This is a genomic window from Streptomyces sp. bgisy159 (genome assembly GCF_057707805.1).
Genome location: NZ_JBYIQX010000009.1, coordinates 182,333 through 204,863, shown reverse-complemented (window position 1 = coordinate 204,863; position 22,531 = coordinate 182,333). Strand labels below are relative to the sequence as shown.

General features: G+C 74.6%; 17 protein-coding genes. 7 read left to right on the top strand and 10 right to left on the bottom strand.

Annotated features, from left to right (window positions below; translation table 11 throughout):
• Window positions 1–132: 132 nt before the first annotated feature.
• From manA to AC3ET3_RS12325, 5 genes are all read right to left on the bottom strand, one after another.
• Complete coding sequence (gene manA / locus AC3ET3_RS12345) at window positions 133–1,284, bottom strand: mannose-6-phosphate isomerase, class I (RefSeq protein ID WP_432135414.1); 1,152 nt, start codon at window positions 1,282–1,284, stop codon at window positions 133–135.
• Window positions 1,285–1,343: 59 nt separating this feature from the next.
• Window positions 1,344–2,474, bottom strand: a complete 1,131-nt coding sequence (locus tag AC3ET3_RS12340) for an SIS domain-containing protein (RefSeq protein WP_432157731.1) — start codon at window positions 2,472–2,474, stop codon at window positions 1,344–1,346.
• 472 nt (window positions 2,475–2,946) lie between these two features.
• Entirely contained in the window at window positions 2,947–3,117 is a 171-nt protein-coding gene (locus tag AC3ET3_RS12335; protein ID WP_432135416.1) for a Trm112 family protein, read from the bottom strand.
• A 426-nt stretch (window positions 3,118–3,543) separates the two neighbouring features.
• Window positions 3,544–4,908 carry a phosphomannomutase/phosphoglucomutase gene (locus AC3ET3_RS12330; protein ID WP_432135417.1) on the bottom strand — a complete coding sequence of 455 codons (1,365 nt, stop codon included), beginning with the start codon at window positions 4,906–4,908 and terminating at the stop codon, window positions 3,544–3,546.
• A gap of 157 nt (window positions 4,909–5,065) precedes the next feature.
• Window positions 5,066–5,488 carry a DUF3499 domain-containing protein gene (locus AC3ET3_RS12325; protein WP_432135418.1) on the bottom strand — a complete coding sequence of 141 codons (423 nt, stop codon included), beginning with the start codon at window positions 5,486–5,488 and terminating at the stop codon, window positions 5,066–5,068.
• Between the two features lie 263 nt (window positions 5,489–5,751).
• On the opposite strand from AC3ET3_RS12325, the gene AC3ET3_RS12320 reads away from it, so the two are divergent.
• The gene (locus AC3ET3_RS12320) at window positions 5,752–6,210 is read left to right on the top strand and encodes a metallopeptidase family protein (protein ID WP_432135419.1); all 459 of its coding nucleotides are present in this window, start codon (window positions 5,752–5,754) and stop codon (window positions 6,208–6,210) included.
• A gap of 129 nt (window positions 6,211–6,339) precedes the next feature.
• On the opposite strand, the gene AC3ET3_RS12315 is transcribed toward AC3ET3_RS12320, so the two are convergent.
• From AC3ET3_RS12315 to AC3ET3_RS12305, 3 genes are all read right to left on the bottom strand, one after another.
• Window positions 6,340–7,854: a DUF5719 family protein gene (locus tag AC3ET3_RS12315; protein WP_432135420.1), complete on the bottom strand. Its 1,515-nt coding sequence runs from the start codon at window positions 7,852–7,854 to the stop codon at window positions 6,340–6,342.
• Window positions 7,851–11,522: a glycosyltransferase family 2 protein gene (locus tag AC3ET3_RS12310; protein ID WP_435612108.1), complete on the bottom strand. Its 3,672-nt coding sequence runs from the start codon at window positions 11,520–11,522 to the stop codon at window positions 7,851–7,853. Before AC3ET3_RS12310 ends, AC3ET3_RS12315 begins: the two co-directional genes overlap by 4 nt.
• A 201-nt stretch (window positions 11,523–11,723) precedes the next feature.
• The gene (locus AC3ET3_RS12305) at window positions 11,724–11,987 is read right to left on the bottom strand and encodes a WhiB family transcriptional regulator (RefSeq protein WP_003975777.1); all 264 of its coding nucleotides are present in this window, start codon (window positions 11,985–11,987) and stop codon (window positions 11,724–11,726) included.
• A 697-nt stretch (window positions 11,988–12,684) separates the two neighbouring features.
• Between AC3ET3_RS12305 and AC3ET3_RS12300 the strand changes: the two genes are divergently transcribed.
• The 4 genes from AC3ET3_RS12300 (at window position 12,685) to AC3ET3_RS12285 (ending at window position 16,665) form a co-directional block, all read left to right on the top strand.
• A complete protein-coding gene (locus tag AC3ET3_RS12300) occupies window positions 12,685–13,203 on the top strand; it encodes a cysteine dioxygenase (protein WP_432135422.1) in 519 nt (172 codons plus the stop codon).
• Window positions 13,204–13,237: 34 nt separating this feature from the next.
• Window positions 13,238–14,197: a 2-phospho-L-lactate transferase gene (cofD, locus tag AC3ET3_RS12295; protein WP_432135423.1), complete on the top strand. Its 960-nt coding sequence runs from the start codon at window positions 13,238–13,240 to the stop codon at window positions 14,195–14,197.
• Window positions 14,198–14,247: 50 nt separating this feature from the next.
• Window positions 14,248–15,564 (top strand): coenzyme F420-0:L-glutamate ligase, encoded by a 1,317-nt coding sequence (locus tag AC3ET3_RS12290; RefSeq protein ID WP_435612111.1) that lies wholly within the window; start codon window positions 14,248–14,250, stop codon window positions 15,562–15,564.
• A gap of 120 nt (window positions 15,565–15,684) precedes the next feature.
• Complete coding sequence (locus tag AC3ET3_RS12285) at window positions 15,685–16,665, top strand: DNA-3-methyladenine glycosylase family protein (protein ID WP_432157735.1); 981 nt, start codon at window positions 15,685–15,687, stop codon at window positions 16,663–16,665.
• A 512-nt stretch (window positions 16,666–17,177) separates the two neighbouring features.
• Here AC3ET3_RS12285 and manB read toward each other — a convergent pair.
• Together manB and AC3ET3_RS12275 are read right to left on the bottom strand one after the other, a co-directional pair.
• Complete coding sequence (manB, locus tag AC3ET3_RS12280) at window positions 17,178–18,260, bottom strand: mannose-1-phosphate guanylyltransferase (RefSeq protein WP_432135425.1); 1,083 nt, start codon at window positions 18,258–18,260, stop codon at window positions 17,178–17,180.
• 180 nt (window positions 18,261–18,440) lie between these two features.
• Complete coding sequence (locus AC3ET3_RS12275) at window positions 18,441–20,090, bottom strand: peptidoglycan recognition protein family protein (protein WP_435612107.1); 1,650 nt, start codon at window positions 20,088–20,090, stop codon at window positions 18,441–18,443.
• 127 nt (window positions 20,091–20,217) lie between these two features.
• On the opposite strand from AC3ET3_RS12275, the gene AC3ET3_RS12270 reads away from it, so the two are divergent.
• Window positions 20,218–20,976 carry a TIGR03089 family protein gene (locus AC3ET3_RS12270; RefSeq protein ID WP_432135427.1) on the top strand — a complete coding sequence of 253 codons (759 nt, stop codon included), beginning with the start codon at window positions 20,218–20,220 and terminating at the stop codon, window positions 20,974–20,976.
• Window positions 20,977–21,246: 270 nt separating this feature from the next.
• Complete coding sequence (locus tag AC3ET3_RS12265; protein WP_435612106.1) at window positions 21,247–22,467, top strand: LCP family protein; 1,221 nt, start codon at window positions 21,247–21,249, stop codon at window positions 22,465–22,467.
• The last annotated feature ends 64 nt before the right edge of the window (window positions 22,468–22,531 follow it).

The window sequence follows — 22,531 nt, the reverse complement described above, 5'->3', positions numbered from 1 at the left end:
TCGTGCGTTGCCGATGGTGCGGTGCCGTGGTCGGCCGAGCCACCGTCGGCCGTGCCGCGGCCGGCGGTGGTGCCGGTGGGTCATTCTTGCAGCACGGTGCGGTGACGGCGGCTCAGCCGTCCACAGGGGCGGTCATACGATCACAGTGGCGCGGAAGAGGGTGCCGGAGCCGGCCGCCTCGGCCTTCTCCCCCGCGGGCACGAACACCGAGCCGCCGGGGGTCAGCCGGTGCTCGCCGACGCGGACGGTTCCCGCCGTGCAGAGCAGGATCTGCGGGGTGCGCAGGGTGAGGTCGTGGGCGGCGGTGCCCTCGGGGAGGACGTAGCGGGAGAGGCGGAACTCGTCGATGGGGGTCTCGTAGACCTCCTCGCCGTCCGGGGCGGCCTCGGGGCGCAGGACACCGGGGTCGCCGGGCTCGAAGCGGACGACGCGCAGGAGTTCGGGGACGTCGACGTGCTTGGGGGTGAGGCCGCAGCGCAGGACGTTGTCGGAGTTGGCCATGATCTCGACGCCGAGGCCGCTCAGGTAGGCGTGCGGGATGCCGGCGCCGAGGAAGAGGGCCTCTCCGGGCTGCAGGCGGACGTGGTTGAGGAGCATCGCGGCGATGACACCGGGGTCGCCGGGGTGGTGGTGGGCGATGACGGCGTAGGGGGCGTGGTCGCCGCCGAGGCGGTCGCAGGCTGCCGCGGCCTGGGTGACGGTGTGGGCCATCTCGTGGCGGTCGGCGGTGAGGACGGCGGTGAGGACCTCGCGCAGGGCGGCGTCCTCGGGATGGGCGCGCAGCGCGTCGACGTACGGCTTGAGGGAGTCGACGCCGAGGGCTTCGAGCAGGTCGGCCGCGCGCGCGGGGTCGCGGAAGCCGCACAGTCCCTCGAACTCGGTGAGCGCGCAGATCAGTTCGGGCTTGTGGTTGGGGTCCTTGTAGTTGCGGTGGCCGGCGTTCGCGGGGATGCCGCGGCGCTCTTCGTCGTCGTATCCCCGCTCGGCCTGGGCGCGGTCGGGGTGGACCTGGAGGGAGAGGGGGGCGGCGGCGGCGAGGAGCTTGAGGAGGAAGGGCAGGCGGGGGCCGAACCGGGTGACGGTCTCGCGGCCGAGTTCCCCCTCGGGGCCGGCCTGGATGACCTCGTCGAGCGTGCCGCGCGGGGTGCGCGAGGGGGCGCCGGGGTGGGCGCCGAGCCACATCTCCGCCTGGGGTTCGCCGGTCGGTTCGACGCCGAGGAGCCGGGGGATGGCGGTGGTCGAGCCCCAGGCGTAGGGGCGGACGGTGTTGTCGAGGCGGTCCATGCGGTTCTCTCTGCCTGCTCTCTCTCGGTGCGGCGCGTGCGTACGCCCGGGGGGTTACATCAGGCCCCCGAGGCGAGCGCCAGGTAAACGGCGGCGAAATCCGTGATGGCGATCAGTTCGGCGAGTGTCTCCAGCTCGTCGCCGGGTTCGGGTTCGAGTTCGCTGATCGGTGTGTCGTGGCTGAGGACCAGCTCACGGGCGGCGGGTGCGGCGGTGAGGCCGCCGATGGGGCGGTCGCGCAGCAGTACCACGCGCGCGTGCAGGGCGGCCGGCTCCTCGACGCGGTCGCGGAAGAAGTCGTCGGGGTCGGCGCTGGCGGCGAGCGGGCCGGCGAGCAGGGCGCTGTGCTCGGCGAGCGCCTCCGGGAGTTCCGCGACGAGGGAGGGGCGGCCGGCGAGTTCGGCGAGGGCCGCGGCGAAGCGGCGGCCGGCGGGGCCGGCGGAGGCGCCTTCGGTCCACACGACGGGCAGCGAATCGGCGAGTTCGGCGGCGAGGGTCTTGGCGGGGTTGCTGTAGGTGGCGATGGCGGGGCCGCAGCGTTCGGCGACCTGGTCGAGGCGGTCGGCGACCTTCCGCAGGGTCTCGGCCGGGGCGGGGATCAGGGCGATGCGGTCCAGGAGGGCCAGCAGCGGGGTGAGCAGGGCCCACAGGACGCCGGGGGCGGAGGCGGCGAGGGGGATCTCGTCGGGTTCGTAGGGGGCGGTCGCCATCGGGACGAACAGGCCGTGCGCGACGCCTGGCGTCTCGGTGAGCGGGGAGCGGGCGGGGGCGACGGCGACGACGGTGCAGCCCCGGCGGTACGCCTGCTCGGCGAGGAGGCCCAGGCCGGGTTCGCTGCCGTCGGGGGTGGCGATGAGGAGGAGGTCGACGGAACCGGCCCAGCCGGGGAGTTCCCAGCGCAGGGCGCCGGCGGCCGGGGCGACGCCGGTGGGTGCCAGTCGGGTGACCGGGCAGGCGGCGCCGGCGAGGGTGCCGAGGAGGTCGGCGACACAGGTGGCGGCGGCGCCGGGGCCCGCGATCATGACGGCGCGCGGGCGGCCGTCCGGCTTCAGCTCGTGGACGCCGGCCTCGGTGGCGTGCCGCGCGGCGGTACGGACGCGGGCGCCCGCCTCGGCCGCACCGCGCAGCAGCGCGCGGCGGTCGACCTCGGCCAGCGCTTCCGGCGTGTCGAGCAGCGATTCGTCGAACATGGCGTCAGTCTCCGGTCGCCGTTGGTCGTCGGGGGTGGGGCGCTGTGAGGGGGCGCCGGGGAGGTTCGCTGGTGGTGCCGGGGCGGAGCGGGGTGGGTGTGGCGGTGGCCCGGGCGGGGCGCCGGTGCCGGTCGGGGTGTCGCCGGAGCCCGGGTCTCGCCGGTAGGGGGCACGTCGCCGGGGAGCGGGTGCCCCGCGGGCCGGGTGGGCCATCGGCCGGCGGGGTGCTTCGCCGGTGGTCCGGGAGGGGGCTTGCGTGGGGCGGCGCCAAGTGGCGCGTGATCGCTCGGGGTCGCCGTGCGGTCGTACGCCGGGGGTGACGGGGTGGTCGCTCCGCGGCGGGGCCCGGACCGGGGCCGCGGGCGCCTGGTCGGCCCGCCGGAGGGCCGGGGTCCGTACGTGCCGTACCCGTCCGGCCGGGGCGGTGCGGACGCGGCCGGCGCGGGCCGGCGCTTCGGGCGGGCGCCCCGGGTCACGCGGGGCGGCGGGCCTCGTCGACGAGCAGGACGGGGATGCCGTCGCGGACCGGGTACGCCAGGCCGCAGTCCTGGCCGGTGCAGATCAGCTCGGCGTCCCGTTCCTCGAGGGAGGAGTGGCAGGCCGGGCAGGCGAGGATCTCCAGGAGGCCGGCTTCGAGCGGCATGGGGTGTCCCTTCGGAGTGAACGGCGCGGGGTGCGTCCGGGTACGGATGCGCCTGGTCAGCGTACCGCCGGTGGGGGCCGCGGTGCGGGTTGGAAGGGAACGGGGCCGCGGGACGTGCGCGGCGGCCCGCGATGCGCCGGTCGGGGGCTGGACCGGAGCCCGGGCGGCGGTCGCCCGAGCCCGCGCCCGGTCGGTTGCGGGCGGCCGGGGCGCCGTTGGAATTGCGGGCGCGGTCGAGCCGGCGCGCGAGCGCCACCCGCGCGCCTCCCGCCCCCGGCTCACGTCCACGCGCCCCCTGCTGCGCCCCGGCGCCCCGGTGTCGCGGCCACGCTCCCGCCCCGGTGCGCGCGCCCCGCACGGATTCCGGGCCGTGCGCGCTGCCCGGGCCGCGTGGGGGCCCCGGGCAGCGAGAGGCGGGGAGGCGGGTCAGCCGCGGATGACGGCGAGGACCTCGTCACGGATCTTGGCCATGGTGGTCTCGTCGCGGGCCTCGGCGTTGAGGCGCAGAAGGGGCTCGGTGTTGGAGGGGCGGACGTTGAACCACCAGTCGGCGGCGGTGACGGTGAGGCCGTCGAGTTCGTCGAGGGTGACGTCCTCGCGGTCGCCGTACGCCGCCCGGATCGCGGCGAGCCGGCCGGCCTGGTCGTCGACGGTGGAGTTGATCTCGCCGGAGCCGGCGTAGCGGTCGTACTGGGCGACCAGTGCGGAGAGCGGGCCGTCCTGGCCGCCGAGGGCGGCGAGGACGTGCAGGGCGGCCAGCATGCCGGTGTCGGCGTTCCAGAAGTCCTTGAAGTAGTAGTGGGCCGAGTGCTCGCCGCCGAAGATCGCGCCGGTGCGGGCCATCTCGGCCTTGATGAAGGAGTGGCCGACCCGGGTGCGGACCGGGGTGCCGCCGTTCTCCTCGACCACCTCGGGGACGGTCCACGAGGTGATCAGGTTGTGGATGACCGTGCCCTTGCCGCCGTGGCGGGCGAGCTCGCGGGCGGCGACCAGGGCGGTGACCGCGGACGGCGAGACGGGGTCGCCGTGCTCGTCGACCACGAAGCAGCGGTCGGCGTCGCCGTCGAAGGCGATACCGAGGTCCGCGCCCTCCTCACGGACCCGCTGCTGCAGGTCCACGATGTTGGCCGGGTCGAGGGGATTGGCCTCGTGGTTGGGGAAGGTGCCGTCGAGCTCGAAGTACATGGGGATCAGGGTCAGCGGCAGGCCCTCGAAGACCGTGGGGACCGTGTGGCCACCCATGCCGTTGCCCGCGTCGACGACGACCTTGAGGGGGCGGATGGAGGCCAGGTCGACGAGGGAGCGCAGGTGCGCCGCGTAGTCCCGCAGCGTGTCGCGGCGGGTCACGGTGCCCGCCTCGGCCGCCGGCTCGGGGGCGCCCGACTCGCGTCGGCGCTCGACGAGTTCGCGGATGTCGGCGAGGCCGCTGTCCTGGCCGATGGGGGCGGCGCCCGCGCGGCACATCTTGATGCCGTTGTACTGGGCGGGGTTGTGGGAGGCCGTGAACATCGCACCGGGCAGGTCCAGGGCGCCCGAGGCGTAGTAGAGCTGGTCCGTCGAACACAGGCCGATCTCGGTGACGTCCACACCGCGGGCGGCCGCGCCGCGCGCGAAGGCGGCGGCCAGGCCGGGGGACGAGGGACGCATGTCGTGGCCGGTGACGATGGCCGTCGCGCCGGTCACCTCCGCGAAGGCCGCCCCGAACAGTTCCGCCAGCGACTCGTCCCACTGATCCGGGACCACCCCGCGTACGTCGTACGCCTTCACGATCTGCGACAGATCAGCAGCCACGGCCAACCCTCCTGGAAGTCCTATCGGTCACCCCAAACTACCCGCCCCGGCCGACAGTCCGCTGTGGGGCGGCCGACTGGACCCCAGCCGTGACCGCAGGTCGAAGGGGTATGGCCGGATAGCGACAGGCGCTGTCACAACTCGACCGTTGCAGGCGTCAGTTGTCGGGTGAGCGCAGGACGCGCAGGTGGCCCCGGCGGGCGACTTCCATGGGGTCGGCTGCGCGGCCGCCGCCCGCTGCTCCGGCCGCCCGCTCCTGGGGGCGGGCCGCCTCGCGGACGGCGTTGGCGAGGGCCTCCAGGTCGTCGCCGCTGGGGCGGGCCGGAGCCGAGCCGTCGAGCAGGCGGACGACCTCCCAGCCACGCGGCGCGGTGAGGCGCTCGGAGTGCTCGGCGCACAGGTCGTAGCAGTGGGGTTCGGCGTAGGTGGCGAGCGGGCCGAGGACCGCGGTCGAGTCGGCGTAGACGTACGTCAGCGTCGCCACGGCGGGTCGGCCGCAGGCGGTTCGCGAACAGCGACGTACAGGGCTCACGACGTTGGACGGTACCGCACTCTTGAGCGGGCCGCGACGACTCTCCACCAGGTCACTCCACCGTGTCGTGTTGTGAAACGCCTCACGGGCACCTCCTGTCATACCTCGCTGACCTGCGTGAACACCAGTCTTATCCCGATACGGTCCGCGCCGGGCCGGGCACAGTCAGGGACAAACGACCGCAATTGGGCATGAGGTCGCCGCTCTGGGAGTGATACGGAATCGAGTCCCAGGTTGGCCGGAACGGTCGGTCCGCGACATGGCGTGCGGGACAGGTGGCCGGGCGTGGCGAGGACTACGCTTCAGTAGTGATGGACAACCCCGTACCGCCCCGTGCCGCAGGCCCCGGGCCCCGCCGTCGTGATCGTCACGGTCGGGGCATGCGCGGGCCCATCGCGCCGCCGCAGGTGCCGTTGGCCGCCAGTCGTGCGGAGGCGTTCGCCGATCTCGTGCAGGACTCCGTCGAGCGGCTGGAGCGGCGGTGGCCTCAGCTCGCCGAGATCGACTTCATGGTGCTGGAGGTGCCCCGGCTGGACGGGCCCGCGGGGCTCGACGGCCGGTGGAACGACGAGGCGGTGCCGCTGGGCGGTGTGATCCCGGCGCGGGACGGGCGGCGGGCCCGGGTGGTGGTGTACCGGCGGCCGGTGGAGATCCGCACCAAGGGACGGGACGAGCGGGCGGCGTTGGTGCACGAGGTGGTCGTGGAACAGGTCGCCGAGGTGCTGGGGCTGACGCCGGAGACCGTAGATCCGCGGTACGGGGAGGACTGACGGTTCCGGGCGGCCCGTGAGCCGGTGGAGGGGGCGGGCGCGGGTGTGCTCGCCCGGACCTGCGGGACGGCAGTGCGCGGGAGTTCCGGTGCCGGGGCGAGCGAGGCCGCCCCGGCACCGGGGGAGCCGCTACTTGAGCAGGACCGTCAGGTCCTCCCGCGCGTCCGGGACGGTGACCGTGCCGTGGTCGTCGGGCAGGGTCTGGACGGTGAAGGCGGCGGTGTCGGTGTCGGTGGACCTCAGGGTGCGGGAGGCGTAGACGGGGGCGCCGGAGAGGTGTTCGACCGTGAGGGCGTACGTGCCCTTGAGGCCGGCCGGGGCGGGCGGGGTGATGTCCTGGGTGGTGCCGGACTTGATCGTGTAGGTCTTGCTCACCGGCGTGCCGCCCTCGCTGCCCGCCGACGCGGTGACCTTGACCTGGGCCGTCCCGGTGGGGGCGGTCAGGGAGAGGGTGGTGCCCTTGGCGCTGTTGCCGACGGCCGACGCGCGCGTGCCCACGGCGGCGGTGGCGGGAATGAACGCCGACTCCTGTGCGTCGCCCTTGCCGCGCACGACCCGGACGGCCGCGACCACCGGCACCGACCGGTCCGTCGGGGTGAGGACCAGGGAGCCGGCCTCGCCGCGCGTGATGTCACCGAGGTCCGCCGCGGCCGTCATGCCGGCCTTGACGTGCAGCGTCTCGTGCCCGGCGGGGTTGATCAGGCCGGAGACGGATGCCAGCTGGACCTTGAGGTCGGCGTCGGAGCCGCCGGGCGCGAAGGCGACCAGCCGGACCGACACGGCGTCCTTCGGGATGCCCGGGATGACGAGGCTGCCCGCGGGTTCGGCGGTCGCGGCCAGCCAGTCGCCGCCCAGCTTGTCGTCCAGGGCCTGTACGGCGGCGGCGACGCGCCCGCTGCGGACGTTCACGTGGACGGTGAGCTCGTCGAGCTTCTTGTCGGTGAGCGTGGACAGCAGGATGGGGTCGCTGGAGTGCGGTTTGACGGTGAGGTTCTCGCCGGCCGTGGCGGCGAGCGTGCCCTCCTGGTCGTAGAGCTCGATGTCTACGACGGCGGCGGAGTCGTCCGGGTTGGTGAGGTGGACGTAGTCGGTGCGGTCGGCGGCGGTGCTCGCGCCGGGGAACCAGAAGTCGGTGTCCGGGGCGGTGCAGTTGACGCCGAGCAGGCCGCGGCCGGTGCCGGCGGAGACCTCGGTGGTCTGCTGGAGGGTCCAGCCGGACGCGTAGCCGCCCTCGGCGACGCCGACCAGGGCGGGGTCGTCGCCGCCCGAGGTGGTGCCGGTGGCGGGGGTGCCGGGCGCCTTGGCGGTGAGGACGGGCTTCGACGTCTTCTTGTCGCCGCCCGCCTTGTCGCCGCCCGCCTTGTCGCCGCCCGCCGCCGTGCCCGCCTCGGTGGCGGGGGTCAGCCGTGCCGTGCCGCGCCCGCCGGCGCCCTTGGTGACGGGTGTGAAGGACGTGTAGACGGTGTCGGCGAGTTCCGAGCCGCTGGGCGCCGGGCAGATCAGGCTGGTGCGTTCCACGGGCAGTTCGGCGGCCGCCTCGGTGGTGGCGGGCGCGGCCGTGCCGGGCAGCTCCAGCGCGGCGAGTCCGGTGACGGCGGCGAGCGCGGCCGTGCCGGCGATCAGGGACACGAGGGTGCGGTTCACTGCTGGCTCCCGTCGGGGCGCTCACTGCCGGTGCCGTGGGGCTGGTGCTGCGCCGGATCGTAGGCGGGGTCGTAGCCCTGGCCGTACGCCGGGTCGTAGGGCTGCTGGTAGGTGCCCTGGTCGTACGGCGCCGCCTGCTGCCCGTCGTAGGCGTACGGGTCGTACTGGCCGCTCTGGTACGGGTCGTAGGTGGGCCCGCCGTAGCCGTCGGCCGGGTACTGCTGGGCGGCCTGGTACTGGTCGGCGGAGTGGTCGTCGTACCCGGTGGGCGCGGGAGCCGGGGTGTCCCAGTCGCCGTAGGGGTTCTGCTGGGGGACGGCGGGGGGCTCCTGCTGCGCGGCGGCCGGGTCCTGGGCCGGGTCGTCGGCCTCGGCGCGGTCGCGCAGGCGGCGTGCGCGGCGGCCCTCGCCGGCGGTGGCCTGGGCGGGGACCGGCTGCTCCTCGGGGAGGTCGTCGTCGACGTCGCGGCGGCGGCCGGGGAGGGCGAGGACGACGAGGACGAGCGCGAGGAAGCCCTGGGTCCACAGCCAGAGGGAGTGGGTGAACGGGTCGTCGTAGACGACGTCCAGGGTGCCGCCGGAGGCGGGGAGTTCGAAGCCCTGGGCCCAGCCGTCGACGGTGGTGGCTTTGAGGGGTCGGCCGTCGAGGGTGGCGGTCCAGCCGTCCGCGGCGGTGTCGGCCAGGCGCAGGAGGCGGCCGTCGGCGCCCTCGGGAATCTCGGTGTGGATCTCGACGGGCCCGGCGGCGACCGGCACCGGGGTGCCGGAGCCGGAGGCGGGGACGATCGCCGCGCGGGAGACCTCGCCTGCCACGGACCACAGAGCGCTGCCGCCCTGCTGGCTGAGCCGCTTCAGGCCGGGCGTGGCGTCCAGGACGCGGGTGACCTCGCGGGGGCTGTCCTGGTGCACCAGGACGTACGCCACGGCGAACTTGCCGAGCTGGTCGGCCTGGTCGGCTCCGGACCCGGCGACGAGGTTGGCGACGACCTTGTCGAGCTGTCCGTTCTCACCGTCGGCGGCGGCGAGTTCGGCGTCGCCGAGGCGGACGCCGGAACCGCGCACCAGCATGTAGTCGATGCCTGCGGCGGAGTCGCCGTCGAGGACGAGCGTGCGGGCCTGGTCCCGGTTGCCGGACTCCTCGGCGACGAACGCGGGTACCTGGACGGGATCGCGGCGTTCCAGGGGGCCGTCGGCGCCGCCGATCATCCAGCCGGCGGCGACGAGCAGTGGGCCCGCGGCGGAGGCGAAGGCGATGAGCGCGGCGACCGGCTGGCGCCAGCCGAAGCTCTGCTCGGCTACCCGCGCGCGTGCGCCGTCGGCGCCGAGGACGGCGGCGGCCAGCAGGGCGACGCCGTACACGAGGGTGGCGGGGCCGGCCCAGGCGGAGCCGTTGGACAGGGCGGCGAAGACGAAGCCGACCACGGCGGCCACCCAGGCCGTCCAGATGGCGAACTGCCGCTCGGTGCGCAGCAGGGCGGCCAGCGCGGCGAGGACGATGCCCATGAGCATCAGGCCGTGGACCGTGCCGGGGCCGCCGGGGCTGGCGCCGAGCAGGTCGAGCGCGGAGGCGGCGGAGGCGCCGTGGTCGAGGCCGGCCTCGGTGAAGAAGCCGAACGGCAGCAGCGACAGCGACCAGGGAGCGAGGACCAGCAGGGGGGTGCCGAGCTGGGCGAGGAAACGCAGGCCGTAGGCGGTGATGTCGGTGCGGCGGGCGGCCAGGACGGCGAGGCCGAGGACGAGGGCGATCGGCCACACGATCGGGGTGAACGCGGTGGTGAGGGTCAGCAGGAGCGCGTACGCCCAGGTGGCGCGCCAGCTGCCGCGGGTGTCGCGGCGGCCGGTGAGTCCGGCGGCCGCGACGCCCGCGCGCGCGATGAGGGGCAGCAGTACGGCGAGGACGGCGGTGCCGACCCGGCCGCCGGCGAGGGCGCCGGTGGCGGCGGGCAGGAAGGCGTAGACGACGGCCGCCCACGCGCGCAGCAGGCGGGACTCGACGAGCGGGCGGGACGCGAAGTACGCGGTGAACCCGGCCAGCGGCACGGAACAGACCAGCAGGACCGTCAGGGCGAGTCCGGTGGAGCCGAGCAGCAGGGTGGCGAGGCCGGCGATGATCGCGAGGTAGGGCGGCGCGGACGGGGTGCCGCCGGCGCCCACCGGGTGCCACGCGTCGAGGTAGCGGGCCCACAGGTCGGAGGCGTCGGCGGGGGCGGGCAGCAGGGCGCCGCCGGCCAGCGCGCCGCCGCCGAGGAGGTTGCGGCAGGCGACCAGGGAGACCAGGAGCAGGACGAGGAAGAGCACCGGTCCGGGCCTGCGGGCGATGCGCTTGAGCCGGGCGAACTGCTCGATCTCGATGAAGTCGGCGTCGTCGCCGCCGGGGCCGGACTCCAGGCCGCCGCCGTGCCGGCCGGCCGAGGCGGTGTCCTGGTCCGAGCCGCCGAGGAGGTTGCCGGCGGCCTGTTCGACGGTGGCCCGGACGGTCGCGCCGGGCGGCGGGAACAGGGGGCGCAGTTCGTCCTTGTCGACGGCCGGGCGACCGCGCCGGCGGCGGCCGGCGATGATCCGCTCCGGCCGCAGCAGGGTGCCGAGCAGGCCGCGGATCTCGTCGACGGCCTGGCCGGGGACCTTGCCGACGAGGTAGGCGAGGGTGCGCAGGAGGGTGCCGAGGACGATTCGCAGCAGTACCCAGGGCAGGGCGGCGGTGCGGGTGTTGACGAGCAGGGTGTAGACGGCGCCCGCCTTGTCGACCTTGTGCGGGGAGGCGGTGGTGCGGCCGGCGCAGTCGACGGTGCGGCGTTCGCGGGAGGCGGCCTCGGCGTGCCGTACGACGGCCTCGGGGGCGACCAGGACGCGGTGGCCGGCGGCGTGGGCACGCCAGCACAGGTCGACGTCGTCGCGCATGAGGGGCAGGCGCCGGTCGAAGCCGCCGAGCTGTTCGAAGACGTCGCGGCGGACGAGCATGCCCGCGGTGGACACCGACAGGACCGGGCGGACGTGGTCGTGCTGGCCCTGGTCCTGTTCACGGCGGTCCAGGCCGGTCCAGCGGCGGCCGGAGGAGGCGATGGTGACGCCGACCTCCAGCAGTTGGCGGCGGTCGTACCAGCCGCGCAGCTTGGGGCCGACCACTGCGACGTCGTCGCGGCCGAGTTCGAGTTCGTTCTCCACGACCCGCAGGAGTTCGGCGAGGGCGTCGGGTTCGGGGGCGCAGTCGTCGTGCAGCAGCCACAGCCACTGGACGGGTTCGCCGTGGGGCAGCTCGGGCAGGTCGTAGGCGTCGTCGCGCCAGGTGCGGGTGACCGGGTCCCAGCCGCTGGGGCGCTTGAGGTACGGCAGGTCGTCCGGGGTGAGGACCGGGGCGGTGCGGGTGGCCTCCTCGACCGCCTGGCCGAAGCCGGTGCGGCGGGCGAGGTGGAGCACCCGGTCGTCGCCGAGGGCGTCGGTGAGCAGTTGGGCGGAGTGGTCCGCGCTGCCGGTGTCGGCGGCCAGGGCGAACTGGACGGGGCGTTCCTGGCCGAGCAGCCCGGCGAGCGCGTCGGGCAGCCAGCGGGCCCCGTCGTGGGAGACGAGGACCGCGGTCACCACGTGACGCGGGAACTCGGGGAGGCGGGTCGGATCGTGTCCCGCTGCGGTGGCGGTGCCCTGGTGGGCGGCCGGGTGGCTGTGGACGGTCATCGAGGTACGGGCCCCGGTTCGATGGACTGCGGTGGACGACGCCGGTGCCGTATGGGGGTGGCGGGGCGTCTCGGACGAGCGCCCACACTATCGGCTGGGCATGACTGCGGCCCGCCGCCTGTGGACAACCCACCTGCGACGGGCCGTTGGGCCCGTGGTCCGCGTCCGCCGGCGTGGGGGTGCCGGGGTGCGGCGGTCCGGTCAGACGGCCGCCTTCTTCAGGCGGCGTCGTTCCCGTTCGGACAGGCCGCCCCAGATGCCGAAGCGTTCGTCGTTGGCGAGGGCGTACTCGAGGCATTCGGAGCGGACCTCGCAGGCGAGACAGACCTTCTTGGCCTCGCGGGTCGAGCCGCCCTTCTCGGGGAAGAAGGACTCGGGGTCGGTCTGGGCGCACAGCGCGCGCTCCTGCCAGCCGAGTTCCTCGTCCGCGTCGTCGACCAGCAGTTGCTGCACCAGCTCGGTCATGTGCGCCCCTCGTCTGTCTTTCGCGTCCCCGTGACGTTGCCGTTACCGATTTCGGCTGAACGACACGAGTGAAATTACAAGTGTGCTGCTCCGGGCGAGTCAAGCCGAGATCTGCTATTGGGCCCCTTATTCACTCTGCGGAACCAAGGCCATGCGGTAAGTGTTCAAATCGCCATAAACCTTGACACCCAGACGGGGTCCGGGCCCCGCAGGGAGAAGGACGCCCGCGGGATCGATCCCGTTCCGACACGCACGGCGAAGCGATCCAGATCACGGTCGGGTCACGGGATCGCAACGGGGCTTGCGCACCCGGCTTGTGCGCCATGTGTCCCGAGAACCCGATGAACAAACCTTTCATCTTTCAGATGAACCGGATGAGGTGAACCATGTCCCACATACCGGGCGTCGAGTTGACACTTCGGGTGTGAACCGCTGTCCTTGTGGGCATGCTCGCGAACTTGGCACTCACCTCGACCCGCCCCGCCGGGTCCCACGGTGCCGCCCGCGCTCGCTGTAGCCGTTGCCGCTGTTCCAGCTGTTGAGCCCATCGCGCTCCGGTTGTCCCCTCTGAGTCCACCGCGACTCGGCTGCTTGTTCCCCGCCTGCACCAAGGCATCCCCGTCCCCCGCGATCCGGGCCGGACGGACCGCGACACCCAGCCCCCGCACCCTTCTTCCGCCGAGGAACCACGCACTCCATGAACAGCGACAGCGACCTGCAGATCGCCGGCGACCTCCTCGAAGTACCCCACCTGCTGCAGCCCCCGCGCGAGCACCCGGCCACCGTGGCCGAGTTCGCCGGCCTGGCCCGCCGCGTCGCGGCCGACCGCGCCCAGTGGGAGCCCCTCGTCCGCTACGACGCCACCACCCGCTGGTACCACCGGCTGCGCACCGGGCCGGGCTACGAGGTGTGGCTGCTGTCCTGGCTGCCCGGCCAGGGCAGCGGGACGCACGACCACGGCCCGTCCTCCGGTGTACTCACCGTCCTGGACGGCACGCTGACCGAGCGGACCGGACGTGCCACGCGCGCGTTGGCCGCGGGCGCGCAGCGCGTGTTCGCGCCCGGGTACGTGCACGAGGTCGTCAACGACACCCTGGAACCGGCGGTCAGCCTGCACGTCTACTTCCCCGGGCTGACCGAGATGCCGATGCACCACCCCGCGCGCTGCGAGGGGCGCGCGGAGCCGGCCGCGCCACTGCGTTCCGTGACCGCCTGACGCGTTGTCGTACCCGCCTGCCAGACTTGGGGCCATGCGCATTGTGGTTCTGGCAGGCGGCATCGGCGGTGCCCGGTTCCTGCGCGGTCTGAAGAAGGCCGTGCCGGACGCGGACATCACGGTCATCGGCAACACCGGCGACGACATACACCTCTTCGGCCTGAAGGTCTGCCCGGACCTCGACACGGTGATGTACACGCTGGGCGGCGGCATCAACGAGGAACAGGGCTGGGGGCGGGCCGACGAGACCTTCCACCTGAAGGAGGAGCTCGCCGCGTACGGCGTCGGGCCGGAGTGGTTCGGCCTGGGCGACCGGGACTTCGCCACGCACATCGTGCGCACCCAGATGATGGGCGCCGGGTATCCGCTCAGCGCCGTCACCGAGGCGCTGTGCGACCGGTGGCAGCCGGGCGTGCGGCTGATCCCCATGACGGACGACCGGGTGGAGACCCATGTGGCCGTCGAGCTGGACGGCGAGCGCAAGGCGATCCACTTCCAGGAGTACTGGGTGCGGCTGCGCGCGTCGGTGGCGGCGCAGGCCGTGGTGCCGGTGGGCGCCGAGCAGGCCAAGCCGGCGCCCGGTGTGCTGGAGGCCGTCGCCGAGGCCGACGTCGTGCTGTTCCCGCCGTCCAACCCGGTCGTCTCCGTCGGCACGATCCTCGCCGTGCCCGGCATCCGGGAGGCGATCGCCGAGGCGGGCGTGCCGGTGATCGGCCTCTCCCCCATCGTCGGGGACGCCCCCGTGCGCGGCATGGCCGACAAGGTTCTCGCGGCGGTCGGCGTGGAGGCGACGGCCGCGGCGGTCGCCGAGCACTACGGCCCGGGGCTGCTGGACGGCTGGCTGGTCGACACGGTCGACGCGGGTTCCGTGGAGCGCGTGGAGGCCGCCGGGATCCGCTGCCGCGCCGTGCCGCTGATGATGACCGACGTCGACGCGGCCGCGCGGATGGCCCGGGAGGCGCTGACGCTGGCGGAGGAGGTGCGCGGGGCGTGACCGGACAGGAGTCGCGGAAGGCCGGGCAGGCCGGTGAGGCCGGGGGCGCGGTGGAGGAGGTCCCGGACGGCTACCGCGTGTGGGCGGTCGACGGGATCCCCGAGGTGGCCGCCGGGGACGACCTGGCCAAGCTGATCGCCGGCGCCGAGCCGGGGCTGGCCGACGGGGACGTGCTGCTGGTCACCTCGAAGATCGTGTCCAAGGCGGAGGGCCGGCTCGTCCGGGCGACCGACCGGGAGGCCGCGATCGACGCGGAGACCGTGCGGGTGGTGGCCCGGCGCGGGACGCTGCGGATCGTGGAGAACCGGCAGGGGCTGGTGATGGCCGCCGCCGGTGTCGACGCCTCCAACACTCCCGCGGGGACCGTGCTGCTGCTGCCCGAGGACCCCGACGCGTCCGCGCGCGCCGTCCGGGAAGGCCTGCGGGCCGCCCTCGGCGTCAACGTCGGAGTGATCGTCACCGACACCTCGGGGCGGCCCTGGCGCTCGGGGCTGACGGACATGGCGATCGGCGCCGCCGGCGTCCACGTCCTGGACGATCTGCGCGGGGGCACCGACGCGCACGGCAACCCGCTCAGCGCGACCGTCGTCGCCACGGCCGACGAACTGGCCGCCGCAGGAGACCTGGTGAAGGGCAAGGCCGCCGGGCGGCCGGTGGCCGTCGTGCGCGGGCTTCGGCAGCTCGTCCTGCCCGACGGCGACGGCGACGGGCCGGGCGCCCGTGCGCTTTTGCGCGGCGGCCCGGACGACATGTTCCGGCTGGGCACCTCCGAGGCGGTCCGGCTGGCGGTCACCCAGCGGCGTACGGTGCGCTCGTTCACCGGCCGGCCGGTCGACCCGGGTGCCGTGCGGCGGGCGGTCGCGGCGGCCGTGACGGCGCCGGCGCCGCACCACACCACGCCGTGGCGGTTCGTGCTGCTGGAGTCGGAAGGGTCGCGGGTGCGGCTGCTCGACGCCATGCGCGAGGCGTGGATCGCGGATCTGCGGCGGGACGGCAAGAGCGAGGAGTCGATCGCCAAGCGGGTGAGGCGTGGGGACGTACTGCGCAACGCGCCCTGTCTGGTGGTGCCGTGTCTGGTGATGGACGGGTCGCACACGTACGGGGACCCGCGGCGCGACGGCGCCGAGCGGGAGATGTTCGTCGTCGCGGCCGGGGCCGGAGTGCAGAACTTCCTCGTCGCGCTCGCCGGGGAGGGGCTCGGATCGGCGTGGGTGTCCTCGACCATGTTCTGCCGGGACGTGGTGCGGGAGGTGCTCGGGCTGCCCGAGGACTGGGATCCCCTGGGGGCCGTGGCGGTGGGCCATCCCGCGGAGGAGCCGAAGGCCCGGGGCGAGCGGGACGTGGCGGGGTTCATCGTGGTGCGGTGACCGTAGGCTCGTAGCCCATGGCGGTGCCGGAGGCGGAACCGCCTGCGGCCCGGCCTCCGGCCGCCGCCCGTCGACCTTCGACCTTCGACCTTCGACCTTCGACCGGTAGGGATCTCGCTCGTGGCAGGACGTTTCGCGTCTCGACCCGCTCGTACTTCCGTGCGGGCCGGGGCGGCGGCCGCGCCCGGGCGGGTACGGACCTACGTGCCGGACGGGCCGCTCGATCTGGGGCTGGTGCTCGGGCCGCTGCGCCGCGGACCCGGCGATCCGACGTTCCGGGCGCTGCCCGACGGGTCAGTGTGGCGGGCCGGCCTGACCCCGGTCGGGCCCGGAACGCTGCGGGTGGCGATGGACGACGGCGCGGTGCGGGGTGAGGCGTGGGGACCCGGGGCCGAGTGGCTGCTGGAGCGGTTGCCGGAGCTGCTGGGCGGCGCCGACGATCCGTCGGCGTTCGTGCCCCGGCACCGGCTGGTGGCGCTGGCCCGGCACCGGCGGCCGGGGCTTCGGCTGACGCGGACCGGGCTGGTGCTGGAGTCGTTGATCCCGTCGATCCTGGAGCAGAAGGTCACGACCGACGAGGCGTACCGGGCCTGGCGGCTGCTGGTGCGCAAGTACGGGGAGCCGGCGCCCGGACCCGCGGGGTCGGGCGAGCGGCCGATGTGGGTGATGCCGGCGCCTCGCACCTGGGCGCTGATCCCGTCGTGGGAGTGGCATCGGGCCGGAGTGGACTACAAGCGGGCGGCGACGATCCTGCGGGCGGTGAAGGTGGCCGCGCGGATGGAGGAGGCGGCGGGCATGGAGCCGGCCGAGGCCCAGGCGCGGCTGGAGGTGGTGCCGGGGGTGGGGCCGTGGACGTCGGCGGAGGTGGTGCAGCGCAGCCACGGGGCGGCGGACGCCGTCACCGTGGGCGACCTGCACCTGCCGGGGATCGTGGGCTTCGCCCTGGCCGGGGACCGGTACGCGGACGACGCGGTGATGCTGGACCTGCTGCGGCCGTACGCGGGGCAGCGGCACCGGGCGGCCCGGCTGATCCTGCTGAGCGGGCGGATCCCGCAGCGGAGGGCGCCTCGGATGTCTCGGGGGGACATCGGCAAGTTGTGAGGCCAGGGGACTACGCCCCCTGGCCTCAGCCACGGGTACGAGTACGGGCGTGGGCTCCGGCCCGGCGTGCAGGACCGGATCCCGGCCCGGGCGTGGGCTCCGGGCCGGGCTGGATCACCGGGTCCGCGACGGCTCCCGCCCGACCCCGCGTCGGCCGTCGGCCCGGGGCGGCCGCTCGGCCCGGCGGCAACCGCTCGGTCGGCCTGAACCGACGATCCGGCTACCGCCGTTCACCCCCTTCGACCACCGATCCGGTGGCCGCTTGCCCGGCCCCTTCGACCACCGATCCGATGGCCGCCGCTCACCTCAGTCGGCCTGCACCACCGACCGGCGGCTGTCGACCCGCGCCTCGGCCGCTCGACCCGTGCCGACGGCCCCGGGCCACTTGAGCCGCGTGGGCCGACGACCCCGGACCACCTCACCTGCATGGGCCGACGACCCCGGACCACCTCAACCGGGTGAGTCGGCGGCCCAAGCCGGCCGGTCGGCCTGGGCCGCCGGCCCGGTTCGCGTCACCGGTCCGGTGAGAAGCGCAGGGCGCCCGGCGGGATGCGGGCGTCGCACCAGACTCGGGCGCCGTCGCGGAGCTCGTTGTCGGGGCCGACGACGGCGCCGTCGCCGATCACGGTGCCGGTGAGAACCGAGCGTTCGCCGACGCGGGCGCGGATGCCGATGAGGGAGTCGGTGATGACGGCTCCGGGCTCGATGACCGCGCCGGGAAGGATGGTCGAGCCGAAGACCCGGGCGCCCCCGGCGACGAAGGCGCCCTCGCCGACCACCGTGCCACCGGTCAGCTTGGCATCGGGCGCGACCTGGGCCGTCGGCAGGACGAGCCGGTCGCCGCAACGGCCGGGGACCGCCGGTGACGGGGCACGGCCCAGCACGAGATCCGCCGAGCCGCGCACGAAGGCCGCCGGAGTGCCGAGGTCGAGCCAGTAGGTGGAGTCGACCATGCCCTGGAGGTGGGCGCCCGCCGCCAGGAGGCCGGGGAAGGTCTCGCGCTCCACCGAGACCGGGCGGCCCACCGGGATGGTGTCGATGACCGAGCGGCGGAAGACGTAGGCGCCCGCGTTGATCTGGTCGGTGACGATCTCCTCGGGGCTGGTGGGCTTCTCCAGGAAGGCCAGCACCTTGCCGGTGTCGTCGGTGGGGACCAGGCCGTAGGCCCGCGGGTCGGTCACCTGGGTGAGGTGCAGGGAGACGTCGGCCGACGTCTCCTCGTGGGTCGCCACCAGCCTGCGGATGTCCAGGCCGGTCAGGATGTCGCCGTTGAAGACCAGCACCGGGTCGTCGGGGCCCGAGCGGAGCCGGGAGGCCACGTTGCGGATCGCGCCGCCGGTGCCCAGGGGCTCGTCCTCGGTGACGTACTCGATGTGCAGGCCGAGCGCGGAGCCGTCGCCGAAGTGCGGTTCGAAGACCTCGGCGAGGTAGCTGGTGGCGAGCACGATGTGGTCGACGCCGGCCGCTCTCGCGCGGGCCAGCTGGTGGGTGAGGAACGGTACCCCCGCCGCCCTGACCATCGGCTTCGGGGTGTGCACCGTGAGCGGGCGCAGCCTGGTTCCCTTGCCGCCGACCAGGAGGATCGCTTCTGTCACCTGTCGTCTCTGCTTCCTGCCGGGACCGGCCGACTCACTCGCGGCCGGTCAGTGTGTGCAGACCGGTGTGTGGCGCCTTCGATGGCCGTGCGGTGTCGCGTGCGGTGTCGTCCCGTCCCAGTCCCACGACTGTCCCCCCGACGGCGCTGAATGTGCCCCCCACTGCCCGTGCCTCCGGCCTCAGCGCCCCTGGAGGCGCGCCGCCGTCGAACGGGCCGAGCCGAGTTTGCCGTAGAGCTGGCGCCCTGGGCATTCCGTGGCGAAACCGTCGCGGTGACCGGAGATGACGTGCAGTCGTACCTTCTTACCTTTTCGGTAGAGATTGCCACCGCCGGACGTCAGGTATGTCCTGCCCTTGGGATTGGCCCCGTACAGCCCCAGCTTCCACGCGGTGAGCTTGGCGACGGCCTTCACGGCGGCGGCGGGCGGCTTGCTGGAGCCGAACGTGCCGATGACGGCGATGCCCGTGCTGTTGGTGTTGAAGCCGAGGGTGTGCGCGCCCATGACCGGCTTCGACACTCCCCCGGCCCGGCCCTCGTAGATGTTTCCGCACTTGTCGACGAGGAAGTTGTAGCCGATGTCCCGCCAGCCCATGCTCTTGACGTGGTAGCGGTACATACCGCGGATGAGTGAGGGTGCCTGGGAGCACTTGTACGTGTTGCCGGTCACCGTGTGGTGCACGAAGGCCGCCTTGACCTTCTTGGTGTAGACGAACTTCCGCTCCCGCAGCTTCTCGTCGGCGCCCCAGCCGCGCCGGGTGACGATGCGCGGGCGCGGTCCGATGTACGGCTTGGCGCGCTGGGCCTCCGTCAGTTCGGCGCCGCGCAGGGAGAGCAGTTCGCTGACGGTGCGGGAGCGGTCCAGGGCAGGGATGTCGGTGGCGCCGATGGGGGCGAGGTCGGCGTTGGCGGCCGACGCGGCCGCCGACTGGGCGCTGAGGACGGCGGGGGTCACGACGGTGCTCGCCTCGTCCGGGACGTCCAGGGTGCCCGCGGAGCGGAGGGGGCTGAGGGCGGCGAGGCGGCCGTGCGCCGTTCCGGTCACGGGCAGGTGCCGGCCGGCGGCGGGTACGGACGGAGCCGTACCGGGGTTCACGAGGTCCAGGCGCAGGCCTTCCGGGAGGCCCGGTTGCACCGCCTGACTCCGCGTTCCCGGCGCGGACCGGTCCGCGGCCTCGGGGCGGACGCGGACCTCCACGCCGTCCGAGGGGCCCACCCACAGCGGGGCGGTACCGCCGCGTACGCGGCCGGAGGCGGCCTCGGGCGAGTCCGGGTCGGCGCCGTGGTCGGCGCCGTCGGGCTCCAACTCGCGCCAGTCGGACCAGGCGTCCGTGCCGGCGGCACGGGTGCGGACCTGCACCCGGCCGCGCAGTTCGGCGTGCGGGTCGTCCCACACGACCCCCAGGAGCGAGAAGCCGGCCACGGTGCGGCGGGGCAGCCCCTGTTCGGCGGTGGCGCCGCCCACGGCCCGGTCGCGGACCAGCGGGACGAGCGGCAGGGACCGGGTGCTGCCGGCCACGTCGGGGACGGCGGACGCATCGGGGACTGCGGGCACGGCGGGCGCATCAGGGACGGTGCGCACGCCGGGGACGGAGGGGACGGAGGGGACGGAGGGCGGCGTTCTGGGGCTGTGCGGGGCGGCCACGCGGGCCCGTGCGGCCGCCGCCTCCCCCAACGGCGCGGCGGGGACGGGCGCCGCGACGGCGGGTGACGCAGCGGCAGCCGCCGCGAAGGCGGGGGGCGCCAGGGGCAGAGCGAGGGCGGCCGCGCAGGTGACGCCGATCGAGGAAGCAAGCAATCCACGCATGCCCTCGATCCTGGACATAGTCATACATATCTGTCCATCGGGGAGTTGACGCACTGTCCGGTGGAGGGGCACGGCGCGTTGCGCCGAACCGGTGGTCCGGGCCGGGGGCGCCGCTGGGTGGGCCGGGGTGGCTGCGCGTACCCTTGCGCGGATGAACGCCACCGATCGCACCCCCGCCGACCTGCTCGGTTCCGCGCTCGCCGCGGACCCCGCGCGCCCACTGGTGACCTTCTACGACGACGCCACGGGCGAACGCGTCGAACTGTCCGTGGCCACCTTCGCCAATTGGGTGGCGAAGACGGCGAACCTGCTGCAGGACGGGATGTCCGCCGAACCCGGGGACCGGGTGGCACTGCTGCTGCCGGCGCACTGGCAGACGGCGGTCTGGCTGATCGCCTGTTCGTCGGTGGGCGTCGTCGCGGACGTGGCGGGGGATGCCGGACGGGCCGACCACGTGGTGGCCGGGCCCGGACGGTTCGAGGAGGGGCTGGCCTGCCGCGGGGAGCGGTACGCGCTGTCGCTGGCGCCGCTGGGGAGGCGGTTCGTGCCGGGGCCTCCCGAGGGGTACGCCGACTACGCGGTGGACGTGCCGAGTTTCGGGGACCGGTTCGCGCCGTACGCGCCGGTGGACCCGGAGGAGCCGGCGCTGATCGTCGCGGGGGCGGAGCTGACCGGCGCCGAGCTGGTGGACCGGGCGCGGGCCGACGCGGCGGGCCTGGGGCTGACCGGGCCGGGGTCGCGGCTGCTGTCCGGGCTCGGCTACGAGACGTGGGAGGGGCTGAGCGCCGGGCTGTACGCCCCCCTCGCCAGCGGGGGTTCCGTGGTGCTGTGCCGGAACCTGGACCAGGCCGGGGAGGACGCCGTGGCCCGCCGTATCGACAGCGAGCGCATCACCGCGACGGCTCGCTGAGAACCCTCCGCCCGGCGGCCATCCCCGTCCGCACCGAGCTCGGCGGCCTCCCCGCCGACGCTCGGCGGCCCGCACACCCGACGCTCGGAGGTCACCCCCGCCCAACCCACCACTCGGCAGCCACCCCCGGCGCGCCGCATCCCTTCTCCCTTCACCCGTTCAGCCCACCCCCGCCCGCACCCTCGCCCCGCTCGCGCCATCGTCGTAGAGGCAGGCGTTCGTCGTAGAGGCAGGCGTTCCTCGTCCGGACCGGCGAGAGGGGTGGACGGCGTGGGCTCTGGCGTGGAGGGCGGTGCGGGGCGGGCCGCCGCGGCTCGCGGGGGGCGCGGTGCCGGGGCGACCCCGACGGGCGCCGGCCGGGCGCGCCGGCGGCGGCGCAGGTGGCTGTGGGGCGCGGCGGCCGGGGTCGCGGCGGTCGCGATGGGAGCCGGCGTGGTCGGGACCGTGCTCTACGCGAAGCTCAGCGCGAACATCACGGCGGACGAGGCGGCTGCGGCCGAACTCGCCCGGTACGAGAAGGAGCGGCCGACCGTCCTGGTCAAGGGCGCGCGGAACATCCTGCTGATCGGGTCGGACTCCCGGGCGGGCGCCGAGAACGGGCGCTACGGGCGTGACCCGGGGACCGAGCGGTCCGACACCACGATCCTGTTGCACCTCGACGCCCGGCGCCGCAGCGCGACCGCGGTGTCGCTGCCCCGGGACCTCATGGTGCACGTGCCGGGCTGCCGCACCCCGGACGGCACCCGAACCGGCCCCGCGTTCGCCATGCTCAACCGTGCCTTCCAGGCGGGCGGCTCCGCGTGCGCCGTCCGGACGGTCGAGAAGCTGACCGGAGTGCGGATCGACCACCACGTGGTCGTGGACTTCAGCGGGTTCAAGGACCTGGTCGACGCGGTGGACGGGGTGGAGGTGTGCCTGGCGCGGCCCGTCGACGACAAGGCCGCCAAACTGAGGCTGCCCGCGGGGCGGGTCACCCTCGACGGGGAACAGGCCCTCGGCTTCGTCCGGGCCCGCAAGTCGCTCGGCGACGGCAGCGACACCGAACGGATGGACCGGCAGCAGCGCTTCCTGGGCGCCCTCGTCAACAAGCTGCGCGGCAACGACGTCCTGCTGAACCCGGTGAAGCTGTACCCGGTGCTCGACGCGGCGACGTCGTCCCTGACCACCGATCCGGGGCTGGCGAGTCTGCGCGGTCTCTACGACCTTGTGCGCGCGGTGCGCGACGTCCCCACCGAACAGGTGCGCTTCCTGACCGTTCCGCGGGAGTCGTACGTCTACGACCCCAACCGGGACCAGCTGGCGGAACCGGCGGCAGAGGAACTCTTCCGGCGGCTGCGCACCGACGCGCCGATCGAGGTCAGGGCGGACAGCACGCCCGGCCCGCGCGGCGACGGGCGTGCCGGGGATCCGGCGGCCGCGACCTCCCCGCCCGGCACGCCCTTCCGGGGCCGTACGGCCGCCGAGGACCCCTGCGGGAAGAGCAGCGGGTAAAGCGCTTGCCAAAACGTGGGCGGGGTGCGCGGTCCAGGCGAACGCCAGTTCACGGATATACACC

Bases quoted from the DNA above. Each gene is read 5' to 3' on its own strand.
- manA (WP_432135414.1), bottom strand. From the start codon at position 1,284: ATGGACCGCCTCGACAACACCGTCCGCCCCTACGCCTGGGGCTCGACC.
- AC3ET3_RS12340 (WP_432157731.1), bottom strand. From the start codon at position 2,474: ATGTTCGACGAATCGCTGCTCGACACGCCGGAAGCGCTGGCCGAGGTC.
- AC3ET3_RS12335 (WP_432135416.1), bottom strand. From the start codon at position 3,117: ATGCCGCTCGAAGCCGGCCTCCTGGAGATCCTCGCCTGCCCGGCCTGC.
- AC3ET3_RS12320 (WP_432135419.1), top strand. From the start codon at position 5,752: ATGGACAACCCCGTACCGCCCCGTGCCGCAGGCCCCGGGCCCCGCCGT.
- AC3ET3_RS12310 (WP_435612108.1), bottom strand. From the start codon at position 11,522: ATGACCGTCCACAGCCACCCGGCCGCCCACCAGGGCACCGCCACCGCA.
- AC3ET3_RS12305 (WP_003975777.1), bottom strand. From the start codon at position 11,987: ATGACCGAGCTGGTGCAGCAACTGCTGGTCGACGACGCGGACGAGGAA.
- AC3ET3_RS12300 (WP_432135422.1), top strand. From the start codon at position 12,685: ATGAACAGCGACAGCGACCTGCAGATCGCCGGCGACCTCCTCGAAGTA.
- cofD (WP_432135423.1), top strand. From the start codon at position 13,238: ATGCGCATTGTGGTTCTGGCAGGCGGCATCGGCGGTGCCCGGTTCCTG.
- AC3ET3_RS12275 (WP_435612107.1), bottom strand. From the start codon at position 20,090: ATGACTATGTCCAGGATCGAGGGCATGCGTGGATTGCTTGCTTCCTCG.
- AC3ET3_RS12270 (WP_432135427.1), top strand. From the start codon at position 20,218: ATGAACGCCACCGATCGCACCCCCGCCGACCTGCTCGGTTCCGCGCTC.